We start from the raw sequence: 19,233 nt of genomic DNA, 5'->3' as shown, positions 1-19,233 counted from the left end.
GGCGGCTGTTCACGGCTGACCGAGCCCGGCGATATAGGGCCGCCACCCGCCAAGTGCAGTGATATCGGTGGCGCCATCGACCGCGCGCGGCTCGGCGACGAAGCCCTTCACCGTCGACCCGTCGGCAAGCACGACGGAGCCGATGGCGAGCGGCGCGGGCACTTCGGCGACGAAGCTGCCGAACGCGGCGACATCGAGTTCGTAGACCTCGACCGCGATCGCGGCCCCGTCCGCCGCGTGGATCAACGCGGGCTTGGGCGGCGTGGTGTTCGCCATCGCGTATAGCCGGTAGGTCGAGGCGGTGGTGGTTGCCGCGACGAAGCGGGCATTGCGCGACGTCAGCTGCCAATGAAGCGGCATGTTCTCGAGATGAGCGCCGACGACGGCGAGCTTTACTGTTTCCATTTTTCCCTCTGTGTCCATCGGTGGGGTCGCGGTGGTCGCCTGCGCGGCGCAAAAGGCCTCGCCGGCCGTCAGCAGCCCGGCGTCGCTCCAGGCCGGGCCGATCAGCGTCACGCCGAACCCGGTGCCATTGTCCCGCCAGCCGGCGGGCAACGCCAGGGCCGCCATGTCCAGCAGATTGACGAAGTTGGTGTAGGCGCCGAGCACGCTGTTCAGGACGACCGGCGCGGCGCGCATTTCGGCGATCCGGTAGATCGTCGGCGTGGTCGGCAGCGCGATCAGGTCGATCGACTGCCACAGGGTGTCGGCGATCCGCTGAAGCTCGGCGAGCCGGTACTGGCCGCGGAAGACATCGACGCCGCTGACATTCCGGCCGCCCGCCATGATGTCGCGCACGGTGGGATCGATCGCACCCGGATCCGCGTCGAGAAGAGGCTGGGCCGCGGCGGTACGTTCCGCCACCCAGGGGCCGTTGTACAGCAACAGCGCCGCCTCCCGGAGCGGTGCCAGATCGATGTCGATCAGTTCGGCGCCGCCGGCGGCCAGCGTCGCCAGCGCCTGGTGGTACAATCGCTCCGACGCGGTATCGCCGAAAAACGCCCTCTGCGCAGGGTGGGGGACGCCGATCCGCGCCGCATGCACGGGCCTGTCGTCGCCCGATCGGGAATAGGGATCGGCTGGATCGAAGCCGGCGACGACCTGGTCGACCGCGCGGGCATCGGCGATCGTGTGGGCGAGCACCGTGACGCAGTCGAGCGAGCGGCAGGCGGGTACCAGCCCGCTCGTGCTCCACCGGCCCTTGGTCGGCTTCAGCCCGACCAGTCCGTTGAACGCGGCGGGGACCCGGCCCGAGCCCGCCGTGTCCGTCCCCAGCGCGAATGCCACGAGGCCGGCCGCGACCGCGACCGCCGATCCGGAGCTGGAGCCGCCGCTGACATAGGCGCGATTATAGACGCAGGCCGGCGCGCCATAGGGGCTGCGGGTGCCGTTCAGGCCGGTGGCGAACTGATCGAGGTTGGTCTTCCCCATCGGCACGGCACCGGCCGCGATCAGGCGTTCGACGACGTGCGCCGATCGCGCGGGCGTGTAGCCGAACGCGGGGCAGGCCGCAGTCGTCGGAACGCCGGCGAGATCCAGATTGTCCTTGATCGCGAACGGCACGCCGGCCAGCGGCAGCGTCTCGCCGGCGGCGATGCGTTCGTCGACGCGCGCGGCCGCCACCAGCACCTCCGCCTCGGCGATGCGGGTGATCCAGACCGCCGGCTGAACCGTGTCGTAGCGTGCGATGCGGGCCAGCGCCTCGCGCGCGACGGATACGGCATCGGTGGCGCCAGCCGTTACCGCCGTGGCGATCCCGGCGATGGTGAAGCGGTCCATCATGCCGTCTCGACTGCCAGCATCGGGGCACCCGGTGCGATCGACTGGCGCTGGTGCACATAGATGCGGCGGACGGTGCCGCTGACCGGACTTGCCACGATCGATTCCATCTTCATCGCCTCGATGATCGCGATCGTCTCGCCGGCGGTCACCTGCGTGCCCTCGGCGACCAGCAGCTTCCACAGGCTGCCTGCGAAGGGCGCCTCCACCAGCTCGCATCCGTCGGGCAGGTCGATGTCGGCAGCGGCGGCGTCGCCCGCGACGTCCTCGGTCAGCGCGGCGACCCTGTCGAACTCGCCGTTCCGCTCCCACTCCGCGCGCTCCTCGGCGAACGCAGCCTCGCGCTGCGTCTGGAAGGCGCCGATCGATGCCGCATTGTCGGCGAGGAAGGCGCGGTACTCGGACAACCGGAACACGCCCTCCTCGATCGCGATCGATCGCCGGCCGAGCGGGAAGTCGCGTCGCCATTCGGTGAGCTCGTCGTGGCTGACCGGGAAGAAGCGGACCCGGTCGAAGAAGCGCAGCAGCCATGGCTTGCCGTCGCGAAAGGCATCGGTCTGTCGCCACGAATTCCATACCTGGATGGTGCGGCCGAACAGCTGGTATCCGCCCGGACCCTCCATGCCGTAGATGCACATATAGGCGCCGCCGATCCCGACGACGTTGGGCGGTGTCCAGGTGCGGGCGGGATTGTATTTGGTCGTGACGAGGCGGTGGCGCGGATCGATCGGCGTCGCGACCGGTGCGCCGAGATAGACGTCGCCCAGACCAAGCACCAGATAGTCGGCGTCGAACACGATGCGTTTCACGTCCTCGACATCGTCGAGGCCGTTCACGCGACGGATGAACTCGATATTGTCCGGGCACCACGGTGCGTCGTCGCGCACCGATTCCATGTATTTGTCGATCGTCTGGTAGATGGCGGGATCGCGCCACGACAGCGGCAGATGGATGGTACGCGACGGGATCTCGAAATCGTCCAGCCCGCCCAGCCGCTCCTCTGCCTGGACCAGCGCCGCGATCAGATCGGCCTGCGGCAGTTGCCGGCTGTCGTAATGGATCTGAAGCGACCGGATGCCGGGGGTGACATCGATTACACCGGGCAGGCCGGACTGCGCGATCTCCAGCATCAATGCATGGATGCGCAGGCGAAGCTCCAGATCGAGCACGATCGGGCCGTATTCGACCAGCAGGTTACGGTCGCCCTGCTGGCGGTAGGTGACCGCAGGGCGGACCCCCTGTGCAGTGATGGCGTGCAGGATCGGCGAGCCGAGGTCTTCGCCCCGATCTCGCCGAGCCTCCTGCGACGGGCCGGACAGGGTTGCGACCAGCCGATCCTGCGCCTGCTCCGCGGCCGCGGCGGCTGTGTAGTCGACGGGGACGAAGCGGATGCTGTCGCCCGGGGCGAGCTGGCCGATCTTCCACAGATCGGCCTGCGCCACGACGAACGGGCACACGAACCCGCCCAGCGACGGGCCGTCGGGGCCCAAAATGATCGGCATGTCGCCCGTGAAGTCGACGGCGCCGATCGCATAGGCGTTGTCGTGGATGTTGGAGGGGTGGAGCCCGGCCTCACCACCGTCCCGGCGTGCCCATTGCGGCTTGGGGCCGAGCAGGCGGACGCCGGTACGGTTGGAGTTGTAGTGCACCTTCCACGCGGTTTCGAGCAGCATCGCGACGTCGGCATCGGTGAAGAAGTCCGGTGCGCCGTGCGGCCCGTACAGCACATCGAGCGACCACTCGCGGGTGATCACCGGGCGGTCCGCCGGCGCCAGCGCGATCATACCGGTTCCGGGATCGGCGGCCGGGAGGTGGAGTGTGTCGCCGGTCATCACCGCGCGTCCGGCATGGCCGCCGAATTCGCCGAGCGTGAATGCACTCCGGCTGCCGAGATAGGACGGTACGTCGAGCCCGCCGGTCACCAGAATGTAGCCGCGCATGCCGGCGCCCGCCACCCGTCCGACCTTCAGGATCTGCCCCGGGGCGATGTCGACCGGTGCGTAGGGAGGCACCGGCATGCCGTCGAGCGTCGCCTGGAAGTCGGCGCCGGTCATGCACACGCGCGCGGCGGTATTGAACAACAGCGTCGGCCCGGCGGCCGTGATCTCCAGCCCCGCGGCGCCCTCGTCATTGCCGAGCAGCCGGTTGCCGAGGCGAAAGGCCAGCATGTCCATCGGACCGGAAGGGGGCACGCCGACGTCCCACAGGCCGAGCCGCCCGGGATAATCCTGAACCGTCGTCGACGCACCACCTGCCAGCACGCGGATGGTTCGCGGTGTATAGGGACTGTGGGCGAGGATCCGGGTCGAGACCTGGCCCGAGGTGAACGCCTCCGCGCGCACCACGGTGCGCAGCCAGTCCAGATTGGTCTCGATCCCGGCGATCGACGAGTTATCGAGCGCATCCTGCAACGCGGCGATCGCCGCCTCGCGCGACGACGCGGTGACGATCAGCTTTGCGAGCAGTGGGTCGTACCAGGCGGAAACCTCTGTCCCGGCGGCGATCCAGGTGTCGACGCGCGGTCCCGCCGGAAACGTCACGCCGACCAGGCGGCCGGAGCTGGGCCGGTAATCCTGCGCCGGGTCCTCGGCATAGATCCGCACCTGGATCGATGCACCGTTCGCCCGCGGCGTGAAGCCGTCGAGGAAAGCGAAGTCGCCGGCGGCGGCGCGGACCATCCATTCGACCAGATCGACGCCGGTCACCTGCTCGGTCACGCCATGCTCGACCTGAAGCCGGGTATTCACCTCCAGGAAGAAGAAGTCGTCGCGTTCGGCATCGTACAGGAACTCGACCGTGCCGGCCGACAGATAAGCCGCGGCCGAGGTCAGCCGGACCGCGGCATCGATCAACGCGGTGCGCGTGGCGTCGGGCAGCAGCGGGGCGGGCGTTTCTTCCACGACCTTCTGGTTGCGTCGCTGCAGCGAACAGTCGCGCTCGCCGAGCGCCACCACGCGCCCGGCACCGTCGCCGAACACCTGCACCTCGATGTGGCGCGCACGCGCGACGTACCGCTCCAGGAACACCCCGCCGTCGCCGAAATTGCCCGCGCCGAGCCGCGCGACGGTGGCAAAGCCGTCGCGCACGTCGGCGTCGTCCGTGCAGATCTTCATGCCGATACCGCCACCGCCGGCCGTGGCCTTCAGGATGACGGGGTAGCCGATCCGCGCGGCGGCTTCGACTGCGGCCTCTTCGTCGGAAAGCAGGTCGGTGCCGGGGGCGAGCGGGACGCCCTGCGCCGCGGCCAGATCGCGGGCAGTGTGCTTCAACCCGAACGCGCGGATGTTGGCCGGGGTCGGTCCGATGAACGCGATCCCGCGGGCTGCGCACGCCTCGGCAAACGCGGTATTCTCGGACAGGAAGCCGTAGCCGGGATGGATCGCATCGACACCGTGGGCCTCGGCGGCGGCCAGGATCGCCTCGACGTCGAGATAGCTCTCGGCCGCCGGCGCGGGACCGATCCGCACCGCCACATCGGCCTGCGCGACATGCGCGGAGCCGGCGTCGGCGTCGCTGAACACCGCGACCGAGCGGATGCCCATCGGGCGCAGGGTACGGATGATGCGGCACGCGATCGCGCCACGGTTCGCGATCAGGACGGTCCCGAACGTCATGCCGACACGATCATCCGGACGGGAGTGGGATCGAAGCCGTTGCAGGGATTGTTGATCTGCGGACAGTTCGACACCAGGATGCGGACATCCATCTCCGCCCGAAGATCGACGGTCAGCCCGGGAGCGGAGATCCCGTCGACGATCCCGAGCGCGCCGTCTGCCTCGACGGGGACGTTCATGAACAGGTTGATGTTCGAGACGATGTCGCGCTTGGTCCGTCCCTCGGGCAGGCTAGCCTCCAGATAGTTCTCGACGCAGGCATGCTGCGACTTGGTGTGATGGCCGTAGCGCAGCGTATTTGATTCGACCGAGCAGGCACCCCCGATCGTGTCGTGATAGGCGACGGAGGTCGCGACGATCGTCATCATCGCACGCCCTTCGTTGGAGCGCAGCACGCTGCCTTCGCGGAGGAACAGGTTGCCCTGCGCAGCCACCGTGTCCTGCGCGCTGTAGCGTTCGCTGTCGTCGGCATCGGCGTAGATCAGCAGGTCGACCGCCTGATTGCCCTCCAGGTCGACGACGCGCAGCGTCTCGCCGGCGCGGACGCGGTGGGTCCATGGCCGGCAGGCGGGGACGACCGTGTCGTGCAGGACCGCGCCGGGAAGACTGTCGAGATGGGGATCTGCGAGCAAGGAAGGGTTCCTTTCAGCGACGGTAATAGTCGTCGACATTGGCGTAGGCGCGTCGACCCTCGGGCGTGGCGCCGCGGATCGGATCGTCGTCGGGCGCGGACGGGCCGCGCCAGGCGGTCAGGCGTAGGGGCGTCACCGTCCATGCGGGGCGCGGGTCCATGACGTGCGGGCAGTTGGCGATGACGACGATCACGTCCATGTCGGCGCGCAGCACGACCTTGCGGCCCGGATCGAAGGGCCCGACCTGCGGGATGATCGTGCCGTCGTCCCCGATCCGGGCACCCTTGAACAGGTTCACGCATGGATGGACGTCGCGCCGGCCGAGCCCGTGCTTCGCCACGCCCAGCAGGAACCGGTCGCGGCCGTTCGCGAAATACGCCGTCGTGCCCCCGTCGCGACCGTATTTCGCCGTGCTGAGCGTCGCGTTCGTGGTGCCGCAGAAGCAGTCGTGCGTGCCGGCGTCGTCCTCGACCAGGCTCATCAGCACGCGCCCCATGTCGGACAGCAGCAGCTTGCCCTGGCCGAGATAGGCGTTCCACTGCACCTTGACGGTGTCGGCGACGTTCAGCCGCTCGCTCGGCATCTCGGCGTTGAAGATCAGGAGCGAGGCGCATGCATCCCCGCTCAGGTCGATCAGGCGCAGGCGCGATCCCCGCGAGAGACGCCGGGTGGCATAGCCGCCGGGCGCGATCGTCTCTTCCCACAGCAGGTCGGATGCGGCGACCCCTGCCGGCAGATCGTCGGCGCGGGGCGGGAGAACGGGCATCGCCTCGACGACGGTACCGTCCATCGCGCGGGCATGATGGCGGGCGGCGTTGGGATTGGCCGTGCTGCTCGTCATGCCGTGGCGTCCTTCTGCGTCATCGCTTCCTCATCATCAGGTAGAAGACCGGGCGGCACGGCAGCCCGGCGCATGGCCGGCGACAGGCCGGTCAGGTCGATGTCCGACACGACGACCGATCCGTAGCGGTGCGGTGCCTGCGGGTCGTTCCGGCCCTTGTCGAACGCCAGCACGCGGGTGCCGAGCTTGAAGGCCTCCCCGATGTCGTGGGTGACCATCAGGATGGTCAGCCCGCGTTCCCGCCACAGGCGTGAGACGAGCGCGTGCATGTCGAGACGGGTCCGCGGGTCCAGCGCCCCGAACGGCTCGTCGAGGAGCAGGATGCGCGGATGTTTGACGAGGGCCTGGGCGATCGCGAGCCGCTGCTGCATCCCGCCCGACATTTGCGCCGGATAGACGTCCATGCTGTGCTCGAGGCCGACGGCGGCCAGCATCTCGGCCGCTTCGTCGCGCGCGGCGCGTCGACGCGCGCCGAACAGCCGCGCGGTGAACGGTGCCTGTCCGCATTCCAGCCCGAACATGACGTTGCGAAGCGCGGTCAGATGCGGGAACACCGAATAGCGCTGGAACACCACGCCGCGATCCGCGTCGCATTCCGCCCGCATCGGCCTGCCGTCCAGCAGGACCTCGCCGCGACTCGGTCCCTCCTGACCCAGGATCAGCCGAAGCAGCGTACTCTTGCCTGCCCCCGAAGGCCCGACGACCGCGACGAAACTACCCTCCTCGAGGTCGAGGGACACCCGCTCGAGCACGACCTTGTCGCCATATTCGACCCAGACGTTGCGGAGTTCGACGAGCGCGCTCACCGGCCGGCTCCGAACGCCCAGGGGAAGCCACGCCGGCTGACGAACTGCAGCAGTGCGTCGGCGAGGATCGCCAGCAGCGAGATCCAGGCGACGTAGGGCAGGATGATGTCCATCGCGAAGTAGCGACGCACCAGGAAGATGCGGTAGCCGAGCCCGACATCGGCGGCGACCGCCTCCGACGCGATCAGGAACACCCAGGCCGGCCCGAGCGACAGTCGAAGGTTCTGGATCAGGCGTGGCATCAACTGGGGCAGGGCGACCCGCAGCGCCAATTGCCAGCTGCTCGCCCCCAGCGTCTGCGCCTTGGCCATCTGCTCGGTGGGAAGCGCCGCGACGAACCCGGCCATATCGCGGGTCATGAAGGGAGCGATGCCGAGCGCGATCAGCGCGATCTTCGATGCCTCGTCCAGACCGAGGACGATGAACAGGATCGGCAACACCGCCAGCGGCGGAATGACGGCGATGACGGCGATCAGCGGGGCGAGCGTGGCGCGGGCCAGCGGGATCATCCCCAGCAGGAGCCCGAGGAAGAGCGCCGTCGCCGTCGCGATCCCGAGTCCGTAGCCAAGGCGGTAGAGGCTCGCCAGCGTATCGGCGATCAGGACGATGCGATCGGTGCCGGGGTCGCGATCGGTCACCAGGATGACGATCGCCTGCCCCATCGCAGCAAAGGTCGGGAGAACCTTGTCGGACGGATTGTCTGCGTGGCGGATCTCTGACGCGAGCAGATACAGCAGGACGAGCGCCAGGATCGGCAGCGCACCGAGCAGGATGCGTGTGCCCTGCGTACCGCGGATGTTGACCAGTCGGGTCACGGTTGCTGCCGACCGATATCGGTGCGGCGCGGCGGAGTGGAACCGCGCACGGCGAATGCTTGCGGTTCACCGATCGTCCGGGCAGCAGCGCGGGTCTTCGCGTCGCCAAATGCTGCGCTGGTCGCGTTCATCATCTTCGATCCCTTGCAACGATCGCTGTGTTTGCGCGGCATGCTGCCCGGCGGGCATCGCGGTTCGGTCGGCTCATCGGGATGGCGCCGCCCGCTATAATTTCCCTTCGGCGGCAGCCTTCATGTAGCTCGAGTCGAACCGCAGCTTGACGTTGTTCGGATCGCCCAGCGTCTGCTTGCCGTTGAACGAGATGCCGATGGTGTCGACCGACGTCGCGGTCGGCCCGAACAGTCGATGGGCGAAGCTGAATTCACGGACCCGGTCGGTCACGCGCACAAGGTCGGGGTTTTCGGCATAGGCCGCCGCATCCCTGGCCTGGGCGTACAGATGCGTCGTCTTCAACTGTCCGTCGAAGCTGGCGGGCGTGGTACCGGCCAGCTTCGCCATGGCAGCACGCGCGGCCTGACCGGTGGCATCCTGCCGCTGCATGACCGCCATCGTTTCGTACCAGATGCCGACCAGCGCCTTGCCGAGATTGGGGTTCGCCTTCAGCGTCGCCGTGCTGACGTTCAGCGTATCGAGGATCTCGTTGGGGATGCGCGAGCTGTCGAACACTTCGGTCGCCCCCGGCATCTCACGCAGCGTCGCCAGCTGGGGGTTCCACGTCGCGACGGCGGTGACCGCGGGCGAGGCAAAGGCGCCGACGATGTCGGCATCGCCCGTGTTCACGATCTTCACGTCCGACAATTTCATGCCCGACAGTTCCAGCCCGCGCGCCAGAAGGTAATTGGATACGGACAATTCGACCAGGTTGACCGACCGTCCCTTGATGTCGGCCAGCGTGCGGCCGTTCTTCAGGATGATGCCGTCGTTGCCGTCCGAATAGTCGCCGATGATCAGGACTGTCGTGTCCCGCCCGCCGGCGGCGGGAATCGTCAGGGCATCCATCGTGGTCGATGTGACGCCGTCGAGCTTGCCGGCGGCGTACTGGTTGACCGACTCGACATAGTCGTTGACCTGAACGAAGCGGATATCGATGCCGTATTTATCCGCCCATTTCTTCACGATGCCGGCCTGTTGCGCGTACGGCCATGGCATCCAGCCGGCATAGATCGACCAGCCGATGCTGAAATCCTTCTTCACGTCGGCCGCTTCGTTCTGCGACGATGCCGGCCCCGAACCGCAGGCGGCGAGCCCCAGACAGGCGGCGATCAGCCCGGTCGTGAGCAGCGCGCGAGCGCGACGCATCTAGCGTGCTCCCCGGCGGCAGGAACGATGGTTGGCCAGAATCGCTCGTGCGCCGGCATCAGGCGAAGGATCCCGCACCCCGTGCACCGAACGTGTGCGGCATCCGCAAAGCCTTGTCCGCCCGTAGAACTTCATGGTGACCTCCTGACAGTTGGAAACCTGTCAGAGCGAGGGGCATCGATGAAGTACGGAATTATCGATGGAAGGCATAGACCATATCTATGAACCCGATTGCGCACGGATGCGACGCAGCACCTCGTCGAGGAACAGCTGCGATGCCGTGTCGCGGGATGGCTCGGCGCGAGAGAGCAGGAAGATGTCGTAGGATGGCTCCGTGTCGGTGTGCAGCAGCGGCCACAGCCGTCCTTTCGACACCGCGTCGGTGGCGGCGAGGACTGGCAGGAAGCCGATGCCGACACCGAGGGTGATGAGGCGCAGTGCCTCGTTGACGTCCCCGGTCACGCCATTGACCTTGCTGCCCAGCCGATACCGCCGGCGCAGGCGCGTGATGGTCTCTAGCTCATCCTCGCCGGTCAGGACGAACCCTTCGTCGCGCAGCTCGCCCAGACGGGAGACGCGATGGCCGAACAGGGGGTGGTCGCGGTGGCAGTACACCTGCTGCCGCTCGATGAAGAGCGGTTCGTAGGTAAGCCCGCGACGCGCACCGCTGTCATAGCCGATGCCGATCTCGACATCGCCGCGCTCCAGTGCGTCGAGCACCGCGCGCCACGGCGACACCCGCAGCTCGATCTGGATATCCGGATTGCGGCGATGAAAGCTGGCGATGGCATCGTCGAGCTCGCGCGAGATGATGGCAGAGATGATCTGGACGCGGACGATGCCTTTGACGCGGTGGGTGGCCTGCGCGATCTGGTGCGGTACCATCCGCGCGGTTTCCAGCATCTCCTCGCACAGGCTCATCAATGCCTCGCCTGCGGCGGTCATCTGCACCCCGGTCGATGTCCGGTGCAGGAGCTGGGTCCCGACCTGATCCTCCAGCCGCTTCAGCGCCGCGCTGATACTCGGCTGCTGGCGGTTCATCTTCCGCGCCGCGGCGCCGACGCCACCAGCGCGAACGATTTCGACGAACGTTCGTAGCAGGTTCCAGTCTACCCGACTGGCGAAGGTCTTATCGGGCAGGACCGCACGTTCCACCAAATCGCGTCGCTCCTGACGAATGCCGGGTCAATCCGGAGCGTAGCCTATGCTGCGTTGCATCATCAGTCCAGCTTGGGCAGCAGACGCGAAAAAGCCGCCACCTGACGGCAGCGGTCCATAACTGTGAACCTTACCATGCCGAGTGGGTCCAGCGGTTAAGCCGCCGAACCCCGTCACCATCCCGATCTTATCGGGCGGCCAGCATCACCGAAGCCGGCGCGGTGCCCGCCGTCCGCTGCTCGATCCGCGACCGGATGTCGGCCTTCACGTCGGACTGGCAAGTGCGGCTCTGCGCGCCGGCCGCCAGATGGATCGTCTCGAGCCCGCTGCCGCACACGTCGCGGGCTGCCTGGTTCATCCGGATCGCCAGAACGCGCTGCCCCTGCGGGGTCGCCAGATCCAGACCATCGAGCTTCAACACGGTGCTGCTCTTCACCAGCGGATTGGCCACGGGAGCGGCGCACAGAGCCGGTGTTATCAGGCACGCGGCAAGCGCCGCACCAGCTACTTTCAGCATTCTCATCTCCTACGTTGTCTAAAGCGCTCTGAGAGGCGCATTCCGCGCGCGATAATCCATCGCCTCGGTGAAGACAACGCACCATTAGGTCGAAACGACCCGGCCGGAGGACACAAAGAGTCCGGCCCGACCATATTCGTGCAAGTTGATGGCATGCACGCCGCATCTTCCACCGTGCCTCTACGCCACGATTGGCGACCAAGAACGCGGCGATCCGTCGACCTACGTCAAACGCCGTATAGGGCGTTGCAGTGACTTCTCCGATCCTTGCCGCATGATCAGGCTGTATATTCGAGGGCTCGGCGTCATCGCCGCCACCGCTTTCCTGGCCGCTTCGGCATCGGCCGCGAGCGAGGACATCGATGCGTCCGTCAAGCTTCGCCGCTGCGGAGAGCAGACCTGCATGCGGATCAGCGGCCACCGCCCCGATCCCGCCGCGCCCATATGGGTGGAGCAGCACGAGGTCACCGCCGTCGGCGGGCGGCGGTGGCATGTCACGCTGCCGTTGCAGGTCGTCCGTCAATGGTCGGCACCGGCCGCGCGCTCTATCGCGGTGGCGGTCGGCGGACAGAATGGTCGCGCGACGCAGGCGGCGCTGCCGATCGGTGTCTTCGGCCATACGACGGAACTGGCGTTCCTGAACGTCGACCTTCGTCGTTGATGCACGGCGACAGGACGGGGCCGGCAGCCGGCGCCGATATGGTTCGATGCTCCCCGCGGCGCACGCAGGGCTGCGCAGCCGTCGACGGGACGACGATCGTCCATTCTTTCTTGATCCAGGAGCGACAATCTTGAGCGGGTCTCGTCTGCGTCGATACCGGTCAGCGACGGCGTGGGGCGCCGCGCTTTTCCTGACCGCGCCACTTTGCTCCACGGTCGATGCGCAGACAGCCACCGATAGTTCCGCCGGCGGGCGCCCGCCCGTCTCGATGCCGATGACCGCGCTTCCGATCTCGGCGACCATCAAGGTCGGCAAGACCGCCGATTGGGTGACGATCACCCCGAAGAAGGTGTGGGTCGGCAGTACGGGGCCGAATGCCGTCAACGAGATCGATCCCAGGACGAATGCGGTCCATACGGTCGAGTTGCCCGGTCGGCCTTGCGCAGGGCTGGCCACCGATCGACAAAGCGTCTGGATCCCCCTGTGTGGGGAGACGCCACAACTCGCGAGGGTCGATCTGAAGACCCGGCGCGTGACCGGCGTGTTCCCTGTCGGGCCGCCGGCCGGTGAAGGCAGCATCGCGATCGGCGCGGGCAGCATCTGGCTCGTCACCGACAAGGAAGGGTCACTCGCGCGGATCGATCCCGCGACGGGCGCGGTGCTGCGCGTCATCCGGTTGCCCGCCGGATCCTACAATCCGGTGTTCAGTGACGGCATGCTCTGGGTCACCCGCGTCGAGGGGGCGGAGGTCTCGGTCGTCGATCCCCGGACCGATGCCGTCGCGACCAGCATCGCCGTTGGCCCCAATCCGCGCTTTACCGCCGCGGGGGCGGGCGCGGTGTGGACGCTGAATCAGGGTGACGGCACGCTGAGCCGCATCGACACGGTGCGTCGCGTGGCGACCGTCCAGCCGCTGGAGACTCCCGGTCATGGCGGCGATGTGGCGTTCTTCGGTGGCCGCGTGTGGACAACCATGATGAAGACGCCGCTGACCGCCACGGACGCGAGAACCGGCACGCCTCTCTGCCAGTGGAAGGGCGAGGGTGGCGATTCGCTCAACGTCGGGCACGGCGCCGTCTGGCTGACCAATCTGCGTGCCGGCACCGTGTCGCGCATTCCGCTGAAGACGCTGCCGGCGGATTGCAGTCCACGCAAATAGCCTGACGAACCCGTCACTTCATCTCCCGCAGGGTCGCGATCGAAGCGCCGGCGCTCGTCGAGAAACAGGAACAATCATGTCCGAATTCAAAGTAATCGATCGCTCAGGCGACGCGCACGTCCTGACGGCGGATGCCGCCGCAACGGTGATGGAGCGCATCCGCGATGCCGACATCCAGGACAGTTTCGCGCTGTGCGGAGGCTTCTGCTCGTGCGCGACCTGCCATGTCTATGTCGAGGATGGCGCGTTCGAACGGCTGCCGGCAATGTCGCCGGACGAAGACGAACTGCTCGACAGCTCTGCGCACCGCCGCAGCACCTCGCGCCTGTCCTGCCAGGTCAGGGCCGGCGAGGCGCTGGACGGGGTCCGCATCGTCATCGCTCCGCAGGATTGAGCGGCGGCACCGTCGTCCGGCCGGACGATCGTCGTCGATCCGGCCAAGGAAGGTACCAGGTCGTTGACCGGATCGCAGCTGGAACAGGCACCCGATAGCGGCAGTCGCCGGTGGCGCGCGGCGGGGCGTGGGCGGCTTGCCCTGCGCGCCGTTGCCACCGCCTCTCTGATCATGGCGCCGCCGGTCGCTGCGACGCCGCCGCGCTTCGATCACTGGATCGACGGCACCGCCGCCGGCGAGCCGACGCTGCAGGTCCAGATGATCGACAGCGACACCGCCGTGATCAGGCAGTCGGTCCTGACCAATTTCGAGGCGCCGTTCCTGTACCTGCTGTTCGGTCGCGATCGTGCATTGTTGCTCGACACGGGGGCGGGCGGGCTCAGCGTTCGGCCAACGGTCGACCGGTTGATCGCCGATTGGCGACAGCATCACGGTGGGCGCCCGCTGTCGCTCGTCGTCGCGCACTCGCACGGGCATGGCGACCATCATGCGGGCGATGCGGAATTCCGCGACCGACCCGGCACGGTCGTCGTCGGCCTTGCGGCGGATCAGGTCGCCGCCTTCTTCGGCATCGCCGATTGGCCGCGGGGCGCGGGCCGCTACGATCTGGGCGGGCGCGTGCTTCAGGTCATCCCTACGCCGGGGCACGAGCCCTCGCACATCATGATCTACGATCCGGCGACGCAGCTGCTGTTCTCGGGCGACATGCTCTATCCAGGGCGGCTGTATGTCCCGACCGAGCGGTTCGCCGAGTATCGCGACAGCACCGAACGTCTCGTCGCTTTCTCGCGCAGCCATCGGATCCGCGCGCTGCTTGGCGCGCACATCGAGATGACCCGGTTGCCCGGACAGGATTTCCCGATGCGCGCGGCAAGCCACCCGTCGGAACACGATCTGCCGCTAGCGCCGGAGGTGATCGGCGAGCTGTCGAAAGCGCTCGCCGATGCCGCTGTGCCGCCAGTCATCGATCGGCACGCGGATTTCATCGTCTACCCGCGGCCGCCGCGTCCCGCGCGGTAGGCTGGCTTGCGTATCGTGATACCGGCAGGCTTGCGGGCGGAAGTCGTCCGATTGTGCTTGGCGCCGACACGCCGCAGAACGGCGCGACGCTCAGGATGGAATGACCGGTACGCATGACCGACGAAGCGACGATCAAGGCGGCGGAGGCGGCGCTCGACCGGGGTGACGCCGCTCACGCTGCCGCCCTGGCCATGGCTCTGTATCAACGGCGGCCCGATCTTCCCGACAGCTGGTACCTGCTTGGCCTGGCAGAAGCGGCTGCCGGCCGCGTCTCGAAGGGGCTGCCTCTGGTGCAGCGAGCCGTCGCGTCGATGCCGACGCCCCGGCGCCTCGCCCAATATGCGCGGCTGCTCAGCCTGGGACGACGCGACGGGGAGGCGGGACGTATCGCCCGGGCCGCGCTCGCGTCGGGGGTGGACGATGCCCACAGCCTGGATACTATCGGCTGCGTGCTGGCGCGGCTGGGCGATCACGAGGGATCGTACGGCCCGTTCAAGGCGGCCGTCGACCAGGCGCCCGAGAATGCGGGCTTCCGCTTCAATCTCGCGGCGGCATGCGGGTTCACCGGGCGCGTCGCGGCGGCACAGGAGCATTACGAGGCTCTGCTGGCACGCGAGCCGAAGCATGCGCGTGCGCATTACGCGCTCGCCATCCTGAAACGCCACACTGCGACCGACAACCATGTCGACCGGTTGCGGGCGGTGCTGGCGGAAACGACCGACAAGCTCGACGAGATGCGCATCCGCTACGCACTCGCGAAGGAGTTGGAGGACATGGGCCTCGACGCAGAGGCCTATGCTCAGCTGGCCGACGCCAACGATGCCCGCAAACGCCATCTCGGCTATGATTTCGCGAGCGACGCGGCGTTGTTCGACGCGATCAAGGCGGGGTTCGGCGCCGATGTTCTCCCGGGCGCGGGTTTCTCCGGGCCGGCACCGATCTTCGTGGTCGGCATGCCGCGGACCGGGACGACGCTGGTCGACCGCATTTTGTCCTCCCATCCCGAAGTGGGCTCGGCCGGTGAGCTGCAGGCGATGCCGTTGGCGGTGAAGGAAGCGGCAGCCACCCGGTCGCGGATCGTCGTCGACGCCGATACGATCAGTGCGTCGCTGAACACGGATCCCGCGCTACTCGGCGAGCGCTACATGGAGCGTGCCATCCCGCACTGGCCGACCGGCAAGGAGCGCTTCGTCGACAAGCTGCCGGCGAACTTCCTGTATATCGGGCACATCCTCCACGCTTTGCCCGACGCGCGGATCGTCTGCCTGCGCCGCCATCCGATGGACACGGTGTGGAGCAACTACAAGAACCTGTTCGCCCTCAGTTCGTCCTATTACTTCTATTCGAACGACCTGATGGACAGCGCGCGGTATTTCGCGCGGTTCGATCGGCTGATGGCGTTCTGGCAACGACGGTTTCCCGGGCGCATCCTCGAACTCGGCTACGAGGCGCTCGTCGCTGATCAGGAGGGGGAGACGCGGCGACTGTTGCAGCACTGCGACCTGGCCTGGGATGCGCGGACGCTCGCCTTTCACGAGAACCGGGCGGCCGTCGCCACGCCCAGCGCCGCGCAGGTCCGACGGCCGATCAACGCCGATGCGGTCGGCCGCTGGCGGGTCCATGCCGAGGCGATGGCGCCGGTACGTCGCTTCTTCGAGGCTCAGGGCATCGACACAGGCTGACGCGACGTCCAACCCCTGAGGCAGGCCGAATGGATTGGGCGGGGCGGGCGGCCACAACCTGTCGGCGCCACCCACAAAGCGGGTGGCGCCGAACCGGATCGCGTCAATAGTGGAAGCGCATCTCCACGCCGATGCTGCGCGGCTGGATCACCCCGAAACCATAGGAGCGGATCAGCACGCCGTCATTGGCGCGAGCCAGCGTGTAATCGTTCGAGACGCTGGACACGGCATATTTGTCGAAGACGTTGTTGGCGAACAGCGACGCTTCCCAAGCCTTCGTCTTGTAGGTCACCGCGGTGCGGCTGGTGGAATAGCCTGGGATCACCTCGCCATAGCCGCGCAGACCGGTCGTCGAATAGGTGTTGCTGCGCGCGGCGGTACTCCACACGAAGTTCAGGTCGTCGCCGCTCGGCAACGGCACCGTATAGGTCGCGGTGACCGATCCGGCATGCCTGGACGAGCCCGGCAGCCGATCGCCGTCGAACGCATCGCCGGCCCCCGCGATGTTGAAGTTGTTGCTGATGCCGCCGATCAGGCCGGGCGCGTCCTGGGTCAGTTTGGCATCGAGGTAGGTGTAGTTGCCCGACAGGTTGAACCGGCCGAGATTGAGCGACAGGCTGCCTTCGACACCGCGGCTGCGCGCGCCGCCGGCATTGGCGGTGATGCCCACGGCGCCGTTCGCCGTCTGGCTGCCCAGCTGCAGGTTCGTCCAGTCGATATTGTAAACGTCGACCGTGCCCTGCAGCATGCGATTGAACAGGCTGAAGCGGACGCCGAGTTCGTAATTTGATGTCTTGTCGGGACCGTATGCCAACTCGTTGGGCAGGGCGCAGACATTCTGGCCGGCGGGTAGCGGAATGATGCAGGGAGCGACGCGGTTGACGCCGCCGATGCGGTATCCGGTCGAATAGGTACCGTATACGAGCAGATCCGGGGAGAACGCATAGCTGGCATTGGCCTTGTAGACGAAGCCGTCATCGTTGGTCGATCCGGTGCGGATCCGCGAGGGATCGAACTGGATCAGGGGATAGGGCGTGCGCCGGCGACCGCCCGCCAACAACGGCGTGTCGGTCGCGCCCGAGATGTACGATTTGTACTTGTAGTACCGGATGCCGCCGGTGACCTGCAGCTTCGAGGTGATGTGCCAGGTAGCCTCGGCGAAGCCGGCATACTCCTTCGTATAAGTGTCGGTGAAGGAGATGTATTCCAGGCCGTCGGGACGGACGAGCCCTTGATAGAGCGTGCCGTACAGACTGCCACGACCAGTGGAATTGGCGCGGCCGAATTCGGGGAAGCCGGGGATTCGCTCGGCACTGAAGGTGTAGCTCTTGTAGTGGTTGTAGAAGCCACCCAGGTTCCAGTTGATCGGGCCGCCATGGGTCGAGGTGAGGCGCAGTTCCTGGTTGAACTGCTTGGGATCGCTGTCCGACGTGGTCGTACCGGCGAACGCCGGAAACAGTTCGTAGTCATAGTCCAGATCGAGAAGCAGATCGGCGATGTCGCCCTGGCTGTGCAGCTTCTGCTTGGAGTAGGCGGTGGCGGACACCAGCTGCGCGATGTCGCCCAGGTCGACTTCCACTTCGGCGGCGAAAAGGTCGAGCTTGCGGCGGGCCGGCTGCTCGACGCGGCCACCATTCTCGTACTTGCCGGTGCCGAGTACGCCGCGGCAGTTGGCGAAGACGCATTGGCCATCGGGGAACGGCACGCCGTTCTCGTTCAGCGTGTATCTGGCACCGAAGCCGCCATTGACCTGCGTGCCGTGGGTCTTGGTATCCTGTCGGATATAGCTGAACGTCGGCCGCAACCAGCCGAAGTCGAAGGCCAATTGCGCACGAACGGCATAGGTCTGCTCGTCGTTCAGATCCTTCCCGCGGCGTAGGTTCGCGGCCACCGCCGCGGGATCGTTGAAGTTCGGCTGAGGCAGGGACACGCCGAGTTGCTGAACCAGAAACGGCGAATCCATGAAGCCCGGGTCGATATAGTTGCCACCGGTGACGCGCAGCGCGACCTTGTCGCGGATGATCGGCAGGTTGATCGTCGCGTCGAACACGGTGCCGACGCCATCCGAATGGGCGACGTCGTAAACACGGGTGTGCGCCTCGAGCTGGGCCTGGCTGAAGTTCGGTCGGTTGGGGATGTAACGGATCGCGCCCGCCAGGGTGCCGAGGCCGTACAAGGTGCCCTGCGGCCCCAGCAGGGTCTCGACGCGGTTGATGTCGAGAAACTTGAAATCCACGTATAGCGGGATGTCGCCCAGATAGACGCCCACCGCCGTACTGCGGTTCGTGCCGGCAGGTCCCCCCGACGTGATGCCGCGCATGACGATGCTGTTGGCCGTTCGCGGCCCGGTTTCGGGCACGGTCAGGCCGGGAGTGTACAGGCCGAGGTCGCCGACATCGTCCAGCCGGTTAGCTTGCAGCAACTCTCCGTCGACAGCGCTGATGTTGATCGGAACGTCCTGCAGCGACACCGCACGCCGCGATCCGGTGACGATGATCTCGTTTCCGCCCTGCGGATCGTCGGCGGCGGTCTCGGCGGCCTGCTGCGGCTCGGTCTGCGCCTGCGCGGATGCCGTCATCACCCCGGCCAGGAAGGTCGCCGAAAGCAGTCGCAACTTGATTGATGTGCGCTTTTGCATTGTTTTTGCCCCCATTTTTTGCGCTTCCCGCTTCGACAGGCATCTCCCCGATGCCTTGCAGCCGGCCTTTGCGGCCCGTGCTCCATTAGCGTGAGCAGTCAGGCTATGTGGCGCGACACCGGCGCAATATGGGTCGTTTGACGTAGGACGCTGAATTGCCTGCCGTGGCGAACGGCGGTTTTCCCGTCGTCGGGCAA

The 19,233-nt window shown here is 67.0% G+C and carries 16 protein-coding genes; 5 read left to right on the top strand and 11 right to left on the bottom strand.

All coding sequences use genetic code 11. From position 1 onward, the window contains the following. Positions 1 to 9: 9 nt before the first annotated feature. From atzF to ABC319_RS07565, 10 genes are all read right to left on the bottom strand, one after another. Positions 10 to 1,782, bottom strand: a complete 1,773-nt coding sequence (gene atzF / locus ABC319_RS07610) for an allophanate hydrolase (RefSeq protein WP_413069642.1) — start codon at positions 1,780 to 1,782, stop codon at positions 10 to 12. Further along, the gene (gene uca, locus ABC319_RS07605) at positions 1,779 to 5,393 is read right to left on the bottom strand and encodes an urea carboxylase (RefSeq protein WP_413069641.1); all 3,615 of its coding nucleotides are present in this window, start codon (positions 5,391 to 5,393) and stop codon (positions 1,779 to 1,781) included. Before uca ends, atzF begins: the two co-directional genes overlap by 4 nt. Then, complete coding sequence (locus ABC319_RS07600) at positions 5,390 to 6,025, bottom strand: urea amidolyase associated protein UAAP2 (RefSeq protein WP_413069640.1); 636 nt, start codon at positions 6,023 to 6,025, stop codon at positions 5,390 to 5,392. The genes uca and ABC319_RS07600 overlap by 4 nt, the downstream gene beginning before the upstream one ends. 13 nt (positions 6,026 to 6,038) lie before the next feature. Beyond that, a complete protein-coding gene (locus tag ABC319_RS07595) occupies positions 6,039 to 6,866 on the bottom strand; it encodes an urea amidolyase associated protein UAAP1 (protein WP_413069639.1) in 828 nt (275 codons plus the stop codon). Further along, a complete protein-coding gene (locus ABC319_RS07590) occupies positions 6,863 to 7,672 on the bottom strand; it encodes an ABC transporter ATP-binding protein (protein WP_413069638.1) in 810 nt (269 codons plus the stop codon). The genes ABC319_RS07595 and ABC319_RS07590 overlap by 4 nt, the downstream gene beginning before the upstream one ends. After that, complete coding sequence (locus ABC319_RS07585) at positions 7,669 to 8,487, bottom strand: ABC transporter permease (protein WP_413069637.1); 819 nt, start codon at positions 8,485 to 8,487, stop codon at positions 7,669 to 7,671. The genes ABC319_RS07590 and ABC319_RS07585 overlap by 4 nt, the downstream gene beginning before the upstream one ends. Next, positions 8,484 to 8,621, bottom strand: a complete 138-nt coding sequence (locus ABC319_RS07580; protein WP_413069636.1) for a hypothetical protein — start codon at positions 8,619 to 8,621, stop codon at positions 8,484 to 8,486. The genes ABC319_RS07585 and ABC319_RS07580 overlap by 4 nt, the downstream gene beginning before the upstream one ends. A gap of 91 nt (positions 8,622 to 8,712) precedes the next feature. Next, a complete protein-coding gene (locus tag ABC319_RS07575) occupies positions 8,713 to 9,807 on the bottom strand; it encodes a putative urea ABC transporter substrate-binding protein (protein WP_413069635.1) in 1,095 nt (364 codons plus the stop codon). Between the two features lie 219 nt (positions 9,808 to 10,026). Beyond that, positions 10,027 to 10,965 carry a LysR family transcriptional regulator gene (locus ABC319_RS07570; RefSeq protein ID WP_413069634.1) on the bottom strand — a complete coding sequence of 313 codons (939 nt, stop codon included), beginning with the start codon at positions 10,963 to 10,965 and terminating at the stop codon, positions 10,027 to 10,029. Between the two features lie 187 nt (positions 10,966 to 11,152). After that, a complete protein-coding gene (locus ABC319_RS07565; RefSeq protein ID WP_413069633.1) occupies positions 11,153 to 11,482 on the bottom strand; it encodes a UrcA family protein in 330 nt (109 codons plus the stop codon). 274 nt (positions 11,483 to 11,756) lie between these two features. Here ABC319_RS07565 and ABC319_RS07560 point away from each other — a divergent pair, with 274 nt between their 5' ends. The 5 genes from ABC319_RS07560 to ABC319_RS07540 all read left to right on the top strand — a co-directional run bounded on the left by ABC319_RS07560 (position 11,757) and on the right by ABC319_RS07540 (position 16,398). Further along, positions 11,757 to 12,143 (top strand): hypothetical protein, encoded by a 387-nt coding sequence (locus tag ABC319_RS07560; RefSeq protein ID WP_413069632.1) that lies wholly within the window; start codon positions 11,757 to 11,759, stop codon positions 12,141 to 12,143. Between the two features lie 130 nt (positions 12,144 to 12,273). Further along, entirely contained in the window at positions 12,274 to 13,302 is a 1,029-nt protein-coding gene (locus ABC319_RS07555) for a Vgb family protein (protein ID WP_413069631.1), read from the top strand. Between the two features lie 76 nt (positions 13,303 to 13,378). Next, entirely contained in the window at positions 13,379 to 13,696 is a 318-nt protein-coding gene (locus ABC319_RS07550; RefSeq protein WP_413069630.1) for a 2Fe-2S iron-sulfur cluster-binding protein, read from the top strand. Between the two features lie 63 nt (positions 13,697 to 13,759). Then, positions 13,760 to 14,716: an MBL fold metallo-hydrolase gene (locus ABC319_RS07545; protein ID WP_413069629.1), complete on the top strand. Its 957-nt coding sequence runs from the start codon at positions 13,760 to 13,762 to the stop codon at positions 14,714 to 14,716. A gap of 113 nt (positions 14,717 to 14,829) precedes the next feature. Then, positions 14,830 to 16,398, top strand: a complete 1,569-nt coding sequence (locus tag ABC319_RS07540) for a tetratricopeptide repeat-containing sulfotransferase family protein (RefSeq protein WP_413069628.1) — start codon at positions 14,830 to 14,832, stop codon at positions 16,396 to 16,398. Positions 16,399 to 16,501: 103 nt separating this feature from the next. Here ABC319_RS07540 and ABC319_RS07535 read toward each other — a convergent pair whose 3' ends face one another. Further along, complete coding sequence (locus tag ABC319_RS07535) at positions 16,502 to 19,012, bottom strand: TonB-dependent receptor (protein ID WP_413069627.1); 2,511 nt, start codon at positions 19,010 to 19,012, stop codon at positions 16,502 to 16,504. Positions 19,013 to 19,233 lie beyond the last annotated feature (221 nt).

Source organism: Sphingomonas phoenicis (assembly GCF_047238005.1).
Classification (GTDB): Bacteria; Pseudomonadota; Alphaproteobacteria; order Sphingomonadales; family Sphingomonadaceae; genus Sphingomonas.
The sequence above is the reverse complement of the archived record's forward strand: the minus strand, read 5'-3'. Positions and strand labels throughout refer to the sequence as shown.

Bases quoted from the DNA above. Each gene is read 5' to 3' on its own strand.
- ABC319_RS07595 (WP_413069639.1), bottom strand. From the start codon at position 6,866: ATGACGAGCAGCACGGCCAATCCCAACGCCGCCCGCCATCATGCCCGC.
- atzF (WP_413069642.1), bottom strand. From the start codon at position 1,782: ATGATGGACCGCTTCACCATCGCCGGGATCGCCACGGCGGTAACGGCT.
- ABC319_RS07565 (WP_413069633.1), bottom strand. From the start codon at position 11,482: ATGCTGAAAGTAGCTGGTGCGGCGCTTGCCGCGTGCCTGATAACACCG.
- ABC319_RS07560 (WP_413069632.1), top strand. From the start codon at position 11,757: ATGATCAGGCTGTATATTCGAGGGCTCGGCGTCATCGCCGCCACCGCT.
- uca (WP_413069641.1), bottom strand. From the start codon at position 5,393: ATGACGTTCGGGACCGTCCTGATCGCGAACCGTGGCGCGATCGCGTGC.
- ABC319_RS07575 (WP_413069635.1), bottom strand. From the start codon at position 9,807: ATGCGTCGCGCTCGCGCGCTGCTCACGACCGGGCTGATCGCCGCCTGT.
- ABC319_RS07580 (WP_413069636.1), bottom strand. From the start codon at position 8,621: ATGATGAACGCGACCAGCGCAGCATTTGGCGACGCGAAGACCCGCGCT.
- ABC319_RS07550 (WP_413069630.1), top strand. From the start codon at position 13,379: ATGTCCGAATTCAAAGTAATCGATCGCTCAGGCGACGCGCACGTCCTG.
- ABC319_RS07540 (WP_413069628.1), top strand. From the start codon at position 14,830: ATGACCGACGAAGCGACGATCAAGGCGGCGGAGGCGGCGCTCGACCGG.